This is a genomic window from Pseudomonas acericola (SeqCode) (genome assembly GCF_053456465.1).
The window spans coordinates 690,659-706,982 of the sequence record NZ_JBRFJB010000001.1; the positions used below are offsets into that span (position 1 = coordinate 690,659).

The window sequence follows — 16,324 nt, forward strand, 5'->3', positions numbered from 1 at the left end:
ATAATCTTGACGACTATCTGCGCCCAGCGACAAAAAGACGCGGCGCCTACCCACTTTTCGAGCCTTTTCATGCGTATCAAAGTGCACTGCCAGAACCGCATCGGCATCCTGCGGGACATTCTCAACCTGCTGGTGGAGTACGGCGTCAACGTCGCCAAGGGCGAGGTCGGCGGTGAGCATGGCAACGCCATTTATCTGTTTTGCCCGAACCTGGTGAACATGCAGTTCCAGGCGCTGCGCCCGCAGTTTGAAGCGATTGCCGGTGTATTTGGTGTAAAGCGTGTAGGCCTGATGCCCAGTGAGCGTCGGCATATGGAGCTTAATGCGTTGCTGGGTGCCCTGGAGTTTCCGGTGTTGTCGATTGATATGGGCGGCTCCATCGTCGCTGCCAACCGTGCGGCGGCGCAGTTGCTCGGGGTGCGGGTGGACGAAGTGCCGGGTATCCCGCTGTCGCGCTACGCCGAGGACTTCGACTTGCCGGAACTGGTGCGCGCGAGCAAATCGCGGATCAACGGCCTGCGGGTCAAGGTCAAGGGCGACGTGTTCCTGGCGGACATCGCGCCGCTGCAATCTTCCGAACACGATGACAGCGAAGCCATGGCCGGCGCCGTGCTGACCTTGCACCGTGCCGACCGCGTCGGTGAGCGTATCTACAATGTGCGCAAGCAAGAGCTGCGCGGCTTTGACAGCATCTTCCAAAGCTCCAGGGTCATGGCCGCCGTGGTCCGCGAGGCCCGGCGCATGGCGCCGCTGGATGCGCCGCTATTAATAGAAGGCGAAACCGGCACCGGCAAGGAATTGCTCGCGCGTGCCTGCCACCTGGCCAGTCCGCGTGGGCAGTCGCCGCTGATGGCACTCAACTGTGCCGGTTTGCCGGAGTCGATGGCCGAGACCGAACTGTTCGGCTACGGCCCCGGTGCGTTTGAAGGCGCACGGGCCGAGGGCAAGTTGGGGCTGCTGGAGCTGACGGCGGGCGGGACGTTGTTTCTGGATGGTGTTGGGGAAATGAGCGCGCGTTTGCAGGTGAAGTTGCTGCGCTTTCTGCAGGACGGCTGCTTCCGGCGTGTGGGCAGTGATGAAGAGGTCTACCTGGATGTGCGGGTGATCTGCGCAACCCAGGTGGACTTGTCGGAACTCTGCGCCCGTGGCGAGTTTCGCCAGGATCTTTATCACCGCCTCAACGTGTTGTCGCTGCATATCCCGCCGCTGCGCGAATGCCTCGATGGTCTGGCGCCTTTGGTTGAGCACTTCCTCGACCAGGCCAGCCGGCAAATAGGTTGCCCGCTGCCCAGGCTCGCACCCGCAGCCATGGATAAGCTCAGCCACTACCACTGGCCGGGTAATGTGCGGCAATTGGAAAACGTGCTGTTCCAGGCGGTGTCGTTGTGCGACGGCGGGACGGTGAAGGTTGAACACATTCGCCTGCCGGACTATGGGGTGCGTCAACCCCTTGGCGATTTTTCCCTGGAGGGCGGGTTGGAGGATATTGTCGGGCGGTTCGAAAAGGCAGTGCTGGAAAGTTTGTACGCCGAGCATCCGAGCAGCCGGCAGTTGGGTAAGCGCTTGGGGGTTTCCCATACCACCATTGCTAATAAGTTGCGCGATTACGAAGTGATCAAGGTAGAAAAGTAGAGCGCTGTTAAAAGTGTGGGAGCTGGCTTGCCTGCGATAGCGGTGTATCAGTGAAGTAGATGCTGACTGATTCACCGCTATCGCAGGCAAGCCAGCTCCCACATTTGATCTCTGCCGTTGGGAAGACCAGGGCTTGCCGCTGACGGCAGTAGTCCGCCGTTTTTTCGACTCTCACCCCACGGCCATTTCCCGCCACCTTCCCGCAAACCCTTGCCCCGCTTGCATATCACCCGCTTTTAAAAAGTTGGTTCGCAAATTGCTTAAGCCTCATCAGCACAGCGGTGGGCGGCAAACGTCCGTCAGAAAGAGGAAAGAGCGTGGACAAGTACCTTTATGTGGCAATGACCGGCGCCAGCCAGAATGCTCTGGCGCAGAAGGCCCATGCCAACAACCTGGCGAACATTTCCACCAACGGTTTCCAACGTGACCTGGAGCAGGCGCGTTCGATGCCGGTATTTGGTGACAGCTTTCCGGCGCGGGCGTTTGCCCTCACCGAGCGCCCAGCCACCGACTTCAGCCCCGGCGCAATGATTGAAACCGGCCGTGACCTGGACGTGGCTGTCAGCGGCGACGGCTGGATGGCCGTGCAGACCCCGGATGGCGGCGAAGCCTACGTGCGCAGCGCGAGCATGAACGTCGATGCATTGGGTGTGCTGCGCGCCGGCAACGGCATGCCGATCATGGGCAACGGTGGCCCGATTGCGGTGCCGCCCCAGCAGAAAATCGAAGTGGGCGCCGACGGCACCATCAGCATCCGCGCCATGGGTGAAGGCCCGCGCGTGATGGCTGAAGTGGACCGGATCAAGCTGGTGCAGCCCGATCTGAAGAACATGACCAAAGGTCTGGATGGCAGCATCCACACCAAGGACGGCCAGCCGGCCCAGGCCGATGCGGGCGTCAAGCTGACCTCGGGTTTCCTGCAGGCGAGCAACGTGAATGCGGTGGAAGAAATGACCGCAGTGCTGGCGCTTTCCAAGCAATTCGAGCTGCACATCAAGATGATGAACAGCGCCAAGGAAGACGATCAGGCCATGACGCGCGTCATGGCAATGACCTGATTGCAACCCACTAACTAATTTGTGATGCGGCGCCAACAAACAGGCGCACAAAGGAGAACAGCATGCTTCCGGCTCTATGGGTTGCCAAAACGGGTTTGTCCGCCCAGGACACCAACCTGACCACCATCTCCAACAACCTGGCCAACGTGTCGACCACGGGTTTCAAACGTGACCGTGCCGAATTCCAGGACCTGCTCTATCAGATCAAGAAGCAGCCGGGCGCCCAATCGACCCAGGACAGCGAACTGCCGTCGGGCCTGCAACTGGGTACGGGTGTGGCGATTGTCGGCACCCAGAAGAACTTCAGCGCCGGTAACCTGCAACAGACCGGCCAACCGTTGGACATGGCCATCAACGGCCGTGGTTTCTTCCAGATCCTGCAACCGGATGGCACTACGTCCTACACCCGTGACGGTACTTTCCACCTGGACTCCAATGGTCAGATGGTCACCGCCAACGGTTTCGCCCTGGAACCTGCCGTGATCGTCCCGGCCGATGCCAAGACCTTCACCGTCGGCAACGACGGCACCGTGTCCATCACCGTGGCCGGCAACCCGGCGTCGCAAGTGATCGGCAACCTGCAAACCGCCGACTTCATCAACCCGGCCGGCCTGCAAGCCATGGGTAACAACCTGTTCCTCGAAACCGCCTCCAGCGGCGCGCCGCAAATCGGCACCCCTGGCTTGAACGGTTTCGGTACAACGCTGCAAAGCACCCTGGAAACCTCCAACGTGAGCACCGTTGAGGAGATGGTCAACATGATCACCACCCAGCGCGCCTACGAGATGAATTCCAAGGTGATCTCCACTGCCGACCAGATGCTCTCGTTCGTCACGCAGAATCTGTAATCAAGTCTATGGGGCGCCATTGATGGCGCCTGCAACACCGTGAGGTAAGGGTCATGAATCGCTACGTTTCTGTTCTGGCATTGAGTGGGATTACCGTGCTCGCGGGCTGTGTCGCCCCGACGCCGAAACCCAATGACCCGTACTACGCGCCGGTGTTGCCACGCACGCCGTTGCCGGCGGCGGCCAACAATGGCTCGATCTACCAGGCCGGTTTCGAACAGAACCTGTACAGCGACCGCAAGGCGTTCCGGGTCGGTGACATCATCACCATCACCCTGAACGAGAAGACCCAGGCCAGCAAAAACGCCAACTCGCAGATCGGCAAGACCAGCAAGACCGGCATCGGCCTGACCTCGCTGTTTGGCGGTATCCCGAACACCAATAACCCGCTGGGCAGTGGCGACCTGAGCCTGGAAGCCGGCTACAGCGGCGACCGTGCCACCAACGGCAAGAGCGCGGCGGGGCAGGGCAACAGCCTGACCGGTTCGATCACCGTGACCGTGGCCGATGTGTTGCCCAACGGCATAATCGCCGTACGCGGTGAAAAGTGGATGACCCTCAACACCGGCGACGAGCTGGTGCGGATTGCCGGCATGGTGCGTGCCGATGACATCTCCACCGACAACACCGTGCCGTCCACGCGGATTGCCGATGCGCGCATTACCTATTCGGGTACGGGTTCGTTTGCCGATGCGAGCCAGCCGGGCTGGTTCGACCGTTTCTTCCTTAGCCCGCTGTTCCCTTTCTAGGTGGCCATTTTGAAACTCAAACAGCTGATGGTGGCGGCCTTGTTGCTGTCCCTGAGCGCCGTCGCCCAGGCCGAGCGCCTGAAAGACATCGCCAGCATCTCCGGCGTGCGCTCCAACCAGTTGATCGGCTACGGCCTGGTGGTGGGACTCAACGGCACGGGTGACCAGACCACCCAGACCCCGTTCACCCTGCAGACCTTCAATAACATGCTCTCGCAGTTCGGCATCAAAGTGCCGGCCGGCTCGGGCAACGTACAGCTGAAAAACGTCGCGGCCGTGTCCATCAGTGCCGATTTGCCAGCGTTCTCCAAGCCGGGCCAGGTGGTGGACATTACCGTGTCCTCCATCGGTAACTCGAAAAGCCTGCGCGGCGGCACCTTGCTGATGACCCCGCTCAAAGGTATCGACGGCAACGTGTACGCCATCGCCCAGGGCAACCTGGTGGTGGGCGGGTTTGACGCCGAAGGCCGCGACGGTTCGAAGATCACCGTCAACGTGCCGTCCGCCGGGCGCATTCCCGGCGGCGCCACGGTGGAACGCACCGTGCCGAGCGGCTTCAACCAGGGCAACAGCCTGACGCTGAACCTCAACCGTTCCGACTTCACCACGGCCAAGCGCGTGGTGGACAAGATCAACGACATGCTCGGCCCTGGCGTGGCTCAGGCCATCGACGGCGGCTCGATCCGCGTAACTGCGCCGCTGGACCCAAGCCAGCGCGTGGACTACCTGTCGATCCTGGAAAACCTCGAAGTCGATCCAGGCCAGGCGGTGGCCAAAGTCATCATCAACTCGCGCACCGGCACCATCGTGATCGGCCAGAACGTCAAGGTGTCGCCGGCCGCGGTGACCCACGGCAGCCTGACCGTGACCATCACCGAAGACCCGATCGTCAGCCAGCCTGGGCCGTTGTCCAATGGCCAGACGGCCGTGGTGCCACGTTCGCGGGTGAATGCCCAGCAAGAAGCCAAGCCAATGTTCAAGTTCGGCCCCGGCACCACCCTGGATGAGATTGTCCGCGCGGTGAACCAGGTGGGCGCAGCGCCCGGCGACTTGATGGCGATCCTTGAAGCCCTGAAACAGGCCGGCGCCTTGCAAGCCGACCTGATCGTGATCTGAGGCCATGGCCATGGATATGCGCAAGAGCGGGATCAGCAGCACGGCGGACTCGGGGTCTTATTCCGACTTGAACCGGCTTAACCAGCTCAAGGTCGGTGCCGACAAGAACAGCGAAGGCAACATGCGCAAGGTGGCGCAGGAGTTTGAGTCGCTGTTCCTGAGCGAGATGCTCAAGTCGATGCGTTCGGCGACTGAGGCATTGGGCAAAGACAACCCGATGAACACGCCCGCCGCCAAGCAGTACCAGGAAATGTACGACCAGCAACTGGCGGTATCGATGTCCCGCGAGGGCGGCGGTATCGGCTTGGCCGACGTGCTGATGCGCCAGATGCAGAAGAACAAACCGGTGGAAGCCCAGGCGGCCACCTTGCAAGGCCCGGCGGCGGCTGAACCGGCGAAGAAGGTCGATGTGCCGACGGAAATCGGCGCCGGTACCCAGGCCGAGGGCCCGCTGGGCCGTTCCAATGGTCAGCGCCCACTGTGGGCGTATCGCGTGGCGGAGCCGCAGGCCGGCGCCGCGGCGTCCCACAGCAATGACATGGAGCTGATGAACCAGCGCCGCATCGCCTTGCCGAGCAAGCTGACGGATCGCCTGCTGGCCGGCATCGTGCCAAGCACCGACACCAGCGTCGCCAAGGCCGCGCCACTGCGTAACAGCGCCGCCGAAGACAACGTGATCAACAGCACCGCGCGCAGCTTTGCCGTACCGAGCGGGCGCATGCAGGTCTATGGCCGCGCCATTGCCCAGCCACCGCTGGCACCGGCGAAAAAAGCCTTCGGCTCCCAGGACGAATTTGTCGCCACCATGCTGCCGATGGCCAAGGCGGCCGCCGCGCGCATTGGCGTCGATCCGAAGTACCTGGTGGCCCAGGCCGCACTGGAAACCGGTTGGGGCAAGTCGGTGATGCGCGCCGAAGACGGCAGCAGCAGCCACAACCTGTTCGGCATCAAGGCCGGCCAGAGCTGGCAGGGCGGCCAGGCCCGTGCAATCACCAGCGAGTTCCGCGATGGGGCGATGGTCAAGGAAACGGCGCAGTTCCGTTCCTATGACTCGTACCAGGACAGCTTCCACGACCTCGTGACATTGCTGCAAAGCAATGATCGCTATAAAGAAGTTGTGAAGTCGGCCGACAACCCGGAACAGTTTGTACGCGAGTTGCAAAAGGCCGGTTACGCAACCGACCCAGACTATGCCAGCAAGATTTCGCAGATCGCCAAAACGATGAACAGCTACCAGAACTACGCTGCCGCTGGCGCAACCACACATTTATAAGGTCTGAATCATGAGTTTGCTCAGTATCGGGATGTCAGGGCTCAATGCCGCTCAAGGATCGTTGTCGGTCTTGAGTAATAACATTGCCAACGTCAACACCGCGGGCTACTCACGTCAGCAGGCCACCCAGAACGCCAACGCGTCGAACCAGTTCGGCGGCGTGTTCATCGGCAGCGGCACGACCTTGGCGGATGTGCGTCGGGTGTATAACGAGTATCTGGATGCGGCGTATCAGAACAGCACTGCGCTGAGCAGCGATGCCAATGCCTACCTGGGGCAAGTCAGTGCCATCGATAAGGTGCTGTCGGACAAGACCACCGGCATGTCTTCGGCGCTGAGCTCGTTCTTTGCCACCTTGCAGACCGCGTCGTCCAACCCGAATGACCTGTCCGCGCGCCAACTGTTGGTGTCCAACGCCAAGACCCTGAGCAACCGCTTCAACTCGATCTCGACGCAGTTGACCCAGCAAAAAGAAACCATCAATAGCCAGCTGAGCACCATGAGTGACCAGGTCAACCAACTGACCTCGTCGATTGCTTCGCTGAACAAACAGATCTCCCAGGCCCAAGGCTCGGCGAGCAGTGCGCCGGCGAACCTGCTGGACTCGCGCAACGAGGCCGTGCGTGCGCTCAACGAACTGATCGGCGTTACTGCGACAGAGAAGAACGGCCAGTTCAGTATCAACACCGGCACCGGCCAGTCGCTGGTGGAAGGTGGGATTTCCAACCCTATTTCGGCGGTGCCGAGTAAAGACGACAACAGCCAGTACACCATCCAGCTGAATGTCAGCGGCACCACCCTGGACATCGGCTCGGTGATCAGTGGTGGCAGCATTGGCGGCTTGATGCGCTATCGCAGCGATGCGCTGATGCCGGCGATCAATGAGCTGGGGCGCCTGGCCATTGCGACTGCCGACACGATCAACAATCAGCTGGGCCAGGGCCTGGATCTGAACGGTGACTTCGGCACGTCGCTGTTCAAGGACATCAACAGCGCCACCGCCATTGCTTCGCGCAGCCAGGCGGCAGCGGGCAACAGTGCCGCGTCCAGCAACCTGAATGTGACGATCAACGACAGCAGCAAGCTGACGACCTATGACTACAAGATCACGTTCAGCGACAAGACCAACCCGAACATGATCACCGTGGAGCGCTCGGACGGTAAGTCCATGGGCAACTTCGACATCAGCTCCACCACCGTGCCGGTGTCGTTTGATGGCGTGACCGTGACGCTCGATGGCAAAGGCACGATGAGTTATGGCGACAGCTTCAAGGTCAGCCCGACGGCCAACGGCGCCAGTGCTATCGGCGTGGACATGGCGGATGCCAATAAGCTCGCCTTTGCCGGCCCGCTCATTGGCGAAGGCGGCAAGACCAACAGCGGCACGGGCACCTTTACCCAGCCAACGCTGACGGCACCACTGGATATCCATGGCGGCGCGGACACGGCGAAGCTGCGCACGAACATCGAAGGCCTGATGCCGGTGAAAATGGTGTTTGGCAAACCGGCCGCCGACGGCACCCAGTCGTATACGATCAGCAATGCCCAGGGCAAGGCGATTGGCACCGGCACCATCGTGCCGGGGCAGGGCAACAAGATCACCGTCAATGTGCCTGAGCTGGATGCCACCGGTACGCCGATCCCGGGTTCCGGCTTCAAATTCGACACCACCGTCAACGGCTCGCCGGCTGACGGTGACAGCACCACGTTCTCGTTCAACAGCGCCGGCAAGTCCGACGGCCGCAACGCGCAGCAGTTGCTTGACCTGCAAACCAAGGCCACGGTGGGCATGGGCGACGGCAACGTCGGCGTGAGCCTGGTGGGCGCCAACAGCCGCCTGGTGTCCCAGGTGGGCGCAAAGGCCAGCCAGTCGGGTGTCGATGTGGCCGCGACTGGCGCCTTGCTGGCCGCCAACAAAAGCGCGCGCAACTCGGTGTCCGGGGTCAACCTGGATGACGAGGCGGGCGACATGATCAAGTTCCAGCAGTACTACACCGCGTCGTCGCAGATCATCAAGGCCGCGCAAGAAACCTTCACCACATTGATCAATAGCCTTTAAGGGAGTCTGGGACGATGCGTATTTCTACACAGCAGTATTTCGAAACCAGCTCCACCAAGTACCAGGAAAACTATTCCAGTGTGGTGAAGGCGCAGGACCAGGCCAGCTCTGGCGTGCGTGTGCAAACCGCCGCGGATGATCCGGTCGCGGCCGCGCGGTTGCTGATGCTGCAACAGCAGAAAGACATGCTGGGGCAGTACAACACCAACATCGATACGCTGAAAAACTCGCTGCAGACCGAAGACAGTGTGCTGGAGAACATCAACACGGCGATCCAGCGCGCCAGTGAGCTGGCGTTGAAGGCCGGTAACGTCGGGATCAGCGATGCTGACCGCAAATCGACCGCCGCTGAAATCGGTGCCCTGGAAGACCAGATCATGGGTCTGCTCAATACCAAGGATGCCAGCGGCAACTACCTGTTCTCCGGCAGCAAGACCGACACGCCGCCCTACTCGCGCAACAATGATGGCACCTACACCTATCAGGGCGATGACACCGCGCTGAACCTGCGGGTGGCGGAGAACCTGTCGGTCCCGATGGGTGATACCGCGAAGAAAATGCTCGAGACCTCGGCCAATACCGGTCGCACCCAAGCCACACCGGTGCTGGTTCCTCCGGCGGTGGATGACGGCAAGGTCACGATCTCGGCGGGCCTGATCGCGTCGGGTGTCGATGTGAAGTTTGCTGACGGCCAGCCTTACACGCTGAAGTTCCTCAGCAGCACCCAGTACACCGTCAGTGACAGCACCGGCAAAGACATCACGTCCGAGATCGCGGGCAACGGCACCTTCGACTCCACCAAGGAAGGTGGTTCGACCATCAGCCTGCGCGGCGTCAAGTTCGACATCGGCTTGAACCTGGGCAAAGACGTATTGCCGGGCGCGCCGTCGGATGCGCTGGTGAAAGACCGCGAGTTCACCCTGGCGCTCAAGCCTGACTCGTTCAGTGTTTCGCGCACTGCGAGCAACCCGAGTGCGGCGCAGTTGACCGGTGGTTCGGTGAGTGACCCGGCGGCTTACGCCAGCACCTTTCCCAACGCCGGCCTGGTGGTCAAGTTCGGTGCGGGGGGTAGCTATAACGTCTACGCGCAGCCTTACACGGCGGACAGCAAGTCCATCGCCAATGACACGCTGGCTGCGGGCGCGACCTCGATCACCGTGGCGGGCGTGACGCTGGGCGTGACCACCGCGCCGGCACCGGCAGATGGCGACCAGTTCCTGGTGGGCGCCACCAGCAACAAGAATGAAAACGTGCTCGATACCCTCAGCCGCCTGCGCCGCACGCTGGAGACCCCGTCGGATGGCAACCCGGCGGCACAGAAGGAGCTCAAGGATGTGGTCGCCCGGTCCATCGGCAACCTGACCAACGCCTACAGCCAGATCGATCAGGTTCGCGGTGACATCGGCGCACGCTTGGGCACCCTGCAAATCCAGAGTGACGAAAACACCAGCCTGAGCCTGGCGAATGCCACCACCATGAGTTCGCTGGGTAACGTTGACTTCGCCGAAGCCGCCATCAATCTCAGCCTGCAACAAACCATGCTGCAAGCCTCGCAGCTGGCATTCGTGAAAATCTCCCAGCTGAGCCTGTTCAACAAGATGTAATCGGCCCGCTGCACAGCAACGGCCCAGCCTGGCAACAGGTTGGGCCGTTGTCGTTTCCGGGACTTAATTGTTTGAAGGTTTTGCAGAAAGCACACACAATTAGGTGACCTGTGAGTCATAAAGCGCATCTTCACTGTATCGTGTGAAAAGGATAAGTCGTCTCAGGCGCCTGGCGCAGCGGCTTTCAGCGAGTTCTCTACGGGGTTATCCCCTTTAATTGTCACCACTTCGCGAGGCAGTTCGCGGGGTGTTCTCCAGCTATTTAGTATTGGGAAGCCACAATGATTGGCATAAAAAGCATCGCCAGTTACGTGCCGGCCGACGGCATTGATAACTACGCCCAGGGTGCCAAATTCGCCAAGGATGAAGAGTTCATCATTGGCAAGATCGGTTCGGCGTTCCTGCCGCGCAAGGAAGCTGCCCAGGAAACTTCCGATCTGTGTGTCGAGGCAGTCAACGCTTTGTTTGCCAACAACCCAGAGTTGAAGCGCGAGTCCATTGACGCGCTGATCGTCGTCACCCAGAACGGTGACGAAGAGGGTTTGCCCCACACCGCCGCCATCGTCCAGGACAAACTGGGCCTGCCGACCCACGTGGCCGCGTTCGATATCTCTCTGGGCTGCTCCGGCTACGTCTACGGCATCTACGCGATGAAGGGCTTCATGGAAGCCGCCGGCCTGAAAAACGGCCTGCTGATCACCGCCGACCCGTATTCGAAGATCGTCGACCCGGAAGACCGCAACACCACCATGCTGTTCGGCGACGCCGCCACGGCCACGTGGATGGGTGAAGACGCCCCTTGGCTGCTGGGCAAGTCGAAGTTCGGCACCGACGGTTCCGGTGCGCCACACCTGAAGGTCAGCGACGGCGTGTTCTTCATGAACGGCCGCCAGGTGTTCAACTTCGCGCTGCTCAAAGTGCCAGCGCATTTGCACGAGCTGCTCAATGAGTCGGACCTCAAGGCCGACGACATCGATGCGTTCTGCATTCACCAGGGCAGTGCGGCGATTGTCGATGCCGTGGCGCGCCGCTTTGAAGAGGCGCCGGTGGAGAAGTTCATCAAGGACATGGTCGAGACCGGCAACACCGTGTCGTCGAGCATTCCGCTGCTGCTGGAAAAGCACGTGATGGACGCCACCTGGAAGCGTGTGGCGATCAGTGGTTTTGGTGTGGGCCTGTCGTGGGGCTCGGCGATTCTCTATCGTCCGTGACGCTTTAACCGGCAATACAAAAAAACGCCGATGATCGAGAGATCATCGGCGTTTTTTATTTGGCGCCAGAAAAGCCAATGAATGCGGGGTTTTACCCCTGTGTAAGCCCTTGAATTGCAAGGGGTGGCACCAAGCCAGCAAAAAAATCAAAAAAAAGACTCAAGCAACCGGCACACACGACGATAACTATTACGAAGGTTCTCTAGGCCACACCCGGCGGTTGCCAGGGCCGGAAGCCGCAGTATCCCATCCAACGAGGATTTCGTCATGGCATTATCAGTTAACACCAACATCACTTCCCTGGGTGTCCAGAAGAACCTGAACAAAGCTTCCGACGCTCTGAGCCAGTCGATGAACCGTCTGTCCTCCGGCCTGAAAATCAACAGCGCCAAAGACGACGCTGCTGGCATGCAGATCGCCAACCGTCTGAACAACCAGGTCAAAGGCCTGAACGTTGCCATCGCCAACGCCAACAACGGCGTGTCGATTGCCCAGACTGCTGAAGGCGCAATGCAAGAATCCACCAACACCCTGCAGCGTCTGCGTGAACTCGCCCTGCAAGCGGCGAACGGTGATAAAAGCGACGCTGACCGTGTTTCCCTGCAGCAAGAATTCACCGCTAAAGTGGGCGAGCTGAACCGTATCGCCAGCACCACTACCTTCGGTGGTCGTAACCTGCTGGACGGCTCGTTCAACAACGTAGCGTTCCAGATCGGCGCCAACGCCAACGAAACTATCTCGTTCGGCATGACCGACATCAGCTCCACTGCATTGAAAGGCAACTACAGCGAAGCCACTGTTGCGGGCACCGCAATGAAAGGCCTGAGCGCAACTTCTACTGGTTCGGTACTGGCTGCTGGCACTGCAACGCTCAAAGGGGGTGCTGTTTCGACCCTGACTACCGGTGGTGCTGCTTCCACTATTGCTGTCGCTGACGCCATCACCATCAACGGTAATGCACTTACGCTTACAGCGGGCGCTAAAGGTGCAGCAGTTGCTACTGCAATCCAAACTGCAGACCCAACTGTAACCGCAACCTTCAACGATACTACTGGCGAGCTGACTCTGACTTCGGCTGGTCCAATCACCGTTGGTGGTGCTGATGCCGGGAAAATTGGTCTGAGTGCAGGAACCACTCCGATTTCTAATCCTGTGCCTAAAACTGGCACTTCGGTTATGGGTACCGTTGGTGGTTTCTCCGTTAATGGCACTGATGTAGCCTGGACTGCAACTAGCACGATCCAAGATGTTCTGGATGACATCAAAGGTGTAGCCGGTATTGCCTCTGCTGCAATCGGCACCGATGGTCGGATCAAGGTCACTTCGGAAGACGGCAATGACGTCAAACTGACCAACACCACCAGTGGCGCACTGTCGCAACTGGGCCTGTCGGCAGGTACTACTCAGGCTAAGCTGACCGAAGATACTTCGATCAACCTGAATGGCGTTGAAGTCAAATTCAAGAAGGGCGATACCACAGACGCTATCGTAGCTTCGATCAACAGCGCCAGCACCGGCGTCCAGGCTAGCAAAGCTGCTGACGGTACTCTGTCTCTGTTCGCAGACAAAAATATCGTCATCGCCGACGGTAGCGCGGGCACCGGCCTCGAAAAACTGGGTCTGAAAGCCAGCACCACCACCGCCGTGACTCTGGAAACCAGCGTTTCCGACCTGAACATCCTGTCCGCCGCTTCTTCGCAGCAGGCTATCCAGGCTCTGGACGACGCCATGCAGCAGATCGACAGCCAGCGTTCGCAGCTGGGTGCCGTACAAAACCGCTTCGCCAGCACCGTGGCCAACCTGCAGAGCATTTCGCAGAACTCCTCCGCTGCCAAAGGCCGCGTAGAAGACGCTGACTTCGCTTCTGAAGCTGCTGAACTGACCAAGCAACAAACCCTGCAACAGGCTTCCACTGCGATCCTGTCCCAGGCCAACCAACTGCCATCCTCTGTTCTGAAGCTGCTTCAGTAATAGCGGTAGCGGTTAAATAACGGGAGGGTGCGTGAATAACGTGCCCTTCCGTTTTTTCAGTTTGGAGGTGATGACATGGACATGAGCATCAAGCTGAACACGCCGTACCCGGCTGCCGCAACCCAGCCCAGCACTGCACCTGTCGCCCAGGCCCAGCCTGCGGCGAACAGTGACGCGAAAGTGCCGGCGAGCGAAGAGCCGCAGCGCGTTGCGCTGGAAAAAGCAGTTACCGATATGCGTGAGTTTGTGCAGGCTTCACAGCGCAACCTGGATTTTTCCATCGATGACTCCACGGGCATAGTGGTCGTCAAGGTGATCGCCACCGACAGTGGTGAAGTGATTCGACAGCTTCCATCGGAGACCGCGCTGAAATTGGCGCAGAATTTGAGCGATGCCAGCAGCCTGCTGTTTGATAGCAAGGCTTGAGTTGGCACGAAACATGTTTCTGATTGCGGCATCGGCGCTTGAGCGCCAAAAAACGGCCGCTTCAGGGCAAGGAGAATAAGCAGATGGCTAGTTCAACGATTTCCGGCCCAGGTTCGGGCTACAACACGCAAGCGATCGTCGAGGCACTGGTTGGGGCTGAAAAAGCACCCAAGGCAGCTCAGATCTCTAGTCAGCAAAAAGACGCGACGATCAAATTGTCGGCGGTCGGCTCGATCAAGACGGCGTTGGAAGCCTACCAGGCGGCAATCACCAAGTTGAACAACGTCACTGCGTTCAACGGGCTTTCTGCCAGTTCCTCCGAAGAGAAGAACATCAAGGTCACCTTGGGCGACGGTGCCTCCAGCGGCAAGTACGCGGTGAAGGTCGATAGCCTGGCCACCGCCGCCAAAGTCACCACCAAGGTGAATACGGACGGTGCCACGGGCAAGGCCAACAGCACTGACGAAGCGCAGACGTTGACCATCAACCAGTCGGGCAAAAGCTACGATGTGGTGATTGCCGGCGGCGCGACCCTCAAGGAAGTGCGGGAAGCCATCAACACCCAGCTCTCGGCCCAGGGCATCAGTGCCAACGTGCTGAGCGACTCCAACGGCGCACGCCTGGTCCTGACGTCGACCAACACCGGCGAAGGCACCGACATCACCCTCAGCGGTGACTCGGAGCTTGCCGTCGGTTACGACAAAGGCACGGCCCCGACCAACGCCAAGTACAACATCGACGGCGTCGATATGTCGTCCGCCACCAACAAGATCGATTCCGCCATCAGTGGTGTGACCCTCGACTTGCTGGCCATTGACTTGACCAAGCCGACCACCACCATCACCGTGGCCACCAATACCGATACCTTGAAGACCTCGGTGCAGTCCTTCATTACCGCGTACAACGCGTTGACCACGGCGATCAACACCCAGACCAAGGTGACCGCCACGGGCGATGCGTCGACGACGGTTGCTGGCGCCCTGACGGGTGATGCGTCGATGCGTCAGCTGGTTAACAGCATGCGTACCGAGCTGACCAGCGGCTCCGGTGCGGGCAGCATTACCAGCCTGGCACAGATGGGCGTCACCACAGACCAGAAAACCGGTCTGTTGAGCCTGGACGACAAGGCGTGGGACAAGGCGGTGGTCAAGGGCGCTGGCGATGTGGCCAAGTTCTTCACCGGCGACACCGGCTTGATCACTCGCATGAACAAAGCCACCGCCAGCTACGTCGGCACTACCGGCACCCTGGCGACGCGCGCAACCGATCTCAACAACAAGTTGACCTCGTTGACCACCGAATCCACCGCCCTGGACGTGCGCATGGAGGCCTTGAAGAAGTCCCTGAGCGCCAAGTACACCGCGATGGACACGATGATCGCGCAGATCAACGCCAGCAGCTCCAGCATCATGACCACCCTCAACTCGCTGAACAACGCGAAGTCGTCGTCCTGATGGATGGGGGCGCTTCGGCGCCCCTCAGCAGGGCTTACCGGTGGTCTGGCGTATGACGCCTGGATTAAAGAATTTTGTGACCTGGTCGAAAAACTGGTTAAGCAACCCTATTCGACATGGCCAGTAACGAGGTAGCAACATGAACCCGATGAGAGCCCTTCGCCAGTACCAGAAGGTCAATTCCCACGCCCAAGTCTCCGAAGCCAGCCCGCACCGCCTGGTGCAGATGCTGATGGAAGGCGGTCTTGATCGCATGGCGCAGGCCAAGGGTGCATTGAGCCGTGGCGATATCGCTCAAAAAGGTTTGATGCTGGGCAAGGCGATTGAAATCATCTCTGGCCTGCGTGATGGCCTTGAGCCGGAAAAAGCTGAAGATCCGGCCTCGGTACAGCAGCTGGATGCGCTGTATGACTACATGAGCAACCGTCTGGTTGAAGCCAACCAAGTGAACGATGCCGACATGATCGACGAAGTCGCGCGCTTGCTGATTACCGTCAAGTCCGGCTGGGATGCCATCGCTCCACAATAAGGCCAACCGCCTTGAGGAACACATCATGAGCCAAGCACTGCAACGCATCGATGAAGCCCGCGACGCCCTGATAAGCGCGTTGGCCGAGCGCAATTGGGATGCTGTCGGTGAGCTGGATATGGGCTGCCGTGCGGTGATCGATGAGGTGCTCAGCGAGGCGCCGGTGGACGAGGATGCGCTGCGCGAGAAGCTGGAGAGTCTGCTGGCGGTGTATCAGCAGTTGCTGGAAGTGACCACTGGCGAAAGACAGGCGATTTTTGAAGAGATGTCGCAGATCAACCAAGCTAAAAATGCGTCAAAGGTTTACCATCTGTTCGGCTGAACGGGCTCAGTTAAACCGAATGCGCGTCATAAATTTGACTGCGCGTGATTTTTTGACTTAACTAGTGCTGTT

The 16,324-nt window shown here is 59.8% G+C and carries 14 protein-coding genes; all 14 read left to right on the forward strand.

Going from position 1 to position 16,324, the window contains the following annotated elements; translation table 11 throughout:
* Positions 1-69: 69 nt before the first annotated feature.
* The 14 genes from ACU688_RS03200 to fliT all read left to right on the forward strand — a co-directional run bounded on the left by ACU688_RS03200 (position 70) and on the right by fliT (position 16,252).
* Positions 70-1,632, forward strand: a complete 1,563-nt coding sequence (locus ACU688_RS03200; RefSeq protein ID WP_448183617.1) for a sigma-54-dependent transcriptional regulator — start codon at positions 70-72, stop codon at positions 1,630-1,632.
* 317 nt (positions 1,633-1,949) lie between these two features.
* Positions 1,950-2,690, forward strand: a complete 741-nt coding sequence (locus tag ACU688_RS03205; RefSeq protein WP_124526531.1) for a flagellar basal body rod protein FlgF — start codon at positions 1,950-1,952, stop codon at positions 2,688-2,690.
* Positions 2,691-2,752: 62 nt separating this feature from the next.
* On the forward strand, positions 2,753-3,538 hold the full coding sequence (gene flgG, locus ACU688_RS03210; protein WP_017735191.1) for a flagellar basal-body rod protein FlgG: 786 nt from the start codon (positions 2,753-2,755) through the stop codon (positions 3,536-3,538).
* A gap of 53 nt (positions 3,539-3,591) precedes the next feature.
* On the forward strand, positions 3,592-4,287 hold the full coding sequence (flgH, locus tag ACU688_RS03215) for a flagellar basal body L-ring protein FlgH (RefSeq protein WP_257780424.1): 696 nt from the start codon (positions 3,592-3,594) through the stop codon (positions 4,285-4,287).
* A gap of 27 nt (positions 4,288-4,314) precedes the next feature.
* The gene (locus ACU688_RS03220; protein ID WP_177325314.1) at positions 4,315-5,403 is read left to right on the forward strand and encodes a flagellar basal body P-ring protein FlgI; all 1,089 of its coding nucleotides are present in this window, start codon (positions 4,315-4,317) and stop codon (positions 5,401-5,403) included.
* A 4-nt stretch (positions 5,404-5,407) separates the two neighbouring features.
* Positions 5,408-6,676 (forward strand): flagellar assembly peptidoglycan hydrolase FlgJ, encoded by a 1,269-nt coding sequence (gene flgJ, locus ACU688_RS03225; protein WP_448183618.1) that lies wholly within the window; start codon positions 5,408-5,410, stop codon positions 6,674-6,676.
* A gap of 10 nt (positions 6,677-6,686) precedes the next feature.
* Positions 6,687-8,735, forward strand: coding sequence for a flagellar hook-associated protein FlgK (flgK, locus tag ACU688_RS03230; RefSeq protein WP_448183619.1), 2,049 nt, complete (start codon positions 6,687-6,689; stop codon positions 8,733-8,735).
* A gap of 14 nt (positions 8,736-8,749) precedes the next feature.
* Positions 8,750-10,339, forward strand: a complete 1,590-nt coding sequence (locus ACU688_RS03235) for a flagellar hook-associated protein 3 (protein ID WP_448183620.1) — start codon at positions 8,750-8,752, stop codon at positions 10,337-10,339.
* Positions 10,340-10,620: 281 nt separating this feature from the next.
* Positions 10,621-11,550, forward strand: coding sequence for a ketoacyl-ACP synthase III (locus ACU688_RS03240; RefSeq protein ID WP_448183621.1), 930 nt, complete (start codon positions 10,621-10,623; stop codon positions 11,548-11,550).
* Between the two features lie 267 nt (positions 11,551-11,817).
* Positions 11,818-13,521 carry a flagellin N-terminal helical domain-containing protein gene (locus ACU688_RS03245; RefSeq protein ID WP_448183622.1) on the forward strand — a complete coding sequence of 568 codons (1,704 nt, stop codon included), beginning with the start codon at positions 11,818-11,820 and terminating at the stop codon, positions 13,519-13,521.
* A gap of 75 nt (positions 13,522-13,596) precedes the next feature.
* Positions 13,597-13,947, forward strand: coding sequence for a flagellar protein FlaG (locus ACU688_RS03250; RefSeq protein ID WP_448183623.1), 351 nt, complete (start codon positions 13,597-13,599; stop codon positions 13,945-13,947).
* An 83-nt stretch (positions 13,948-14,030) separates the two neighbouring features.
* Entirely contained in the window at positions 14,031-15,401 is a 1,371-nt protein-coding gene (gene fliD / locus ACU688_RS03255) for a flagellar filament capping protein FliD (RefSeq protein ID WP_448183624.1), read from the forward strand.
* A 139-nt stretch (positions 15,402-15,540) separates the two neighbouring features.
* Positions 15,541-15,930, forward strand: coding sequence for a flagellar export chaperone FliS (gene fliS / locus ACU688_RS03260; protein WP_026136596.1), 390 nt, complete (start codon positions 15,541-15,543; stop codon positions 15,928-15,930).
* A gap of 25 nt (positions 15,931-15,955) precedes the next feature.
* Positions 15,956-16,252 carry a flagellar protein FliT gene (gene fliT / locus ACU688_RS03265; protein ID WP_017735202.1) on the forward strand — a complete coding sequence of 99 codons (297 nt, stop codon included), beginning with the start codon at positions 15,956-15,958 and terminating at the stop codon, positions 16,250-16,252.
* The last annotated feature ends 72 nt before the right edge of the window (positions 16,253-16,324 follow it).

Excerpts from the sequence above, each read along its gene's own strand:
- ACU688_RS03200 (WP_448183617.1), top strand. The coding sequence starts at position 70 with ATGCGTATCAAAGTGCACTGCCAGAACCGCATCGGCATCCTGCGGGAC.
- flgG (WP_017735191.1), top strand. The coding sequence starts at position 2,753 with ATGCTTCCGGCTCTATGGGTTGCCAAAACGGGTTTGTCCGCCCAGGAC.
- flgH (WP_257780424.1), top strand. The coding sequence starts at position 3,592 with ATGAATCGCTACGTTTCTGTTCTGGCATTGAGTGGGATTACCGTGCTC.
- ACU688_RS03220 (WP_177325314.1), top strand. The coding sequence starts at position 4,315 with ATGGTGGCGGCCTTGTTGCTGTCCCTGAGCGCCGTCGCCCAGGCCGAG.
- flgJ (WP_448183618.1), top strand. The coding sequence starts at position 5,408 with ATGGCCATGGATATGCGCAAGAGCGGGATCAGCAGCACGGCGGACTCG.
- flgK (WP_448183619.1), top strand. The coding sequence starts at position 6,687 with ATGAGTTTGCTCAGTATCGGGATGTCAGGGCTCAATGCCGCTCAAGGA.
- ACU688_RS03235 (WP_448183620.1), top strand. The coding sequence starts at position 8,750 with ATGCGTATTTCTACACAGCAGTATTTCGAAACCAGCTCCACCAAGTAC.
- ACU688_RS03240 (WP_448183621.1), top strand. The coding sequence starts at position 10,621 with ATGATTGGCATAAAAAGCATCGCCAGTTACGTGCCGGCCGACGGCATT.
- ACU688_RS03245 (WP_448183622.1), top strand. The coding sequence starts at position 11,818 with ATGGCATTATCAGTTAACACCAACATCACTTCCCTGGGTGTCCAGAAG.
- ACU688_RS03250 (WP_448183623.1), top strand. The coding sequence starts at position 13,597 with ATGGACATGAGCATCAAGCTGAACACGCCGTACCCGGCTGCCGCAACC.
- fliD (WP_448183624.1), top strand. The coding sequence starts at position 14,031 with ATGGCTAGTTCAACGATTTCCGGCCCAGGTTCGGGCTACAACACGCAA.
- fliS (WP_026136596.1), top strand. The coding sequence starts at position 15,541 with ATGAACCCGATGAGAGCCCTTCGCCAGTACCAGAAGGTCAATTCCCAC.
- fliT (WP_017735202.1), top strand. The coding sequence starts at position 15,956 with ATGAGCCAAGCACTGCAACGCATCGATGAAGCCCGCGACGCCCTGATA.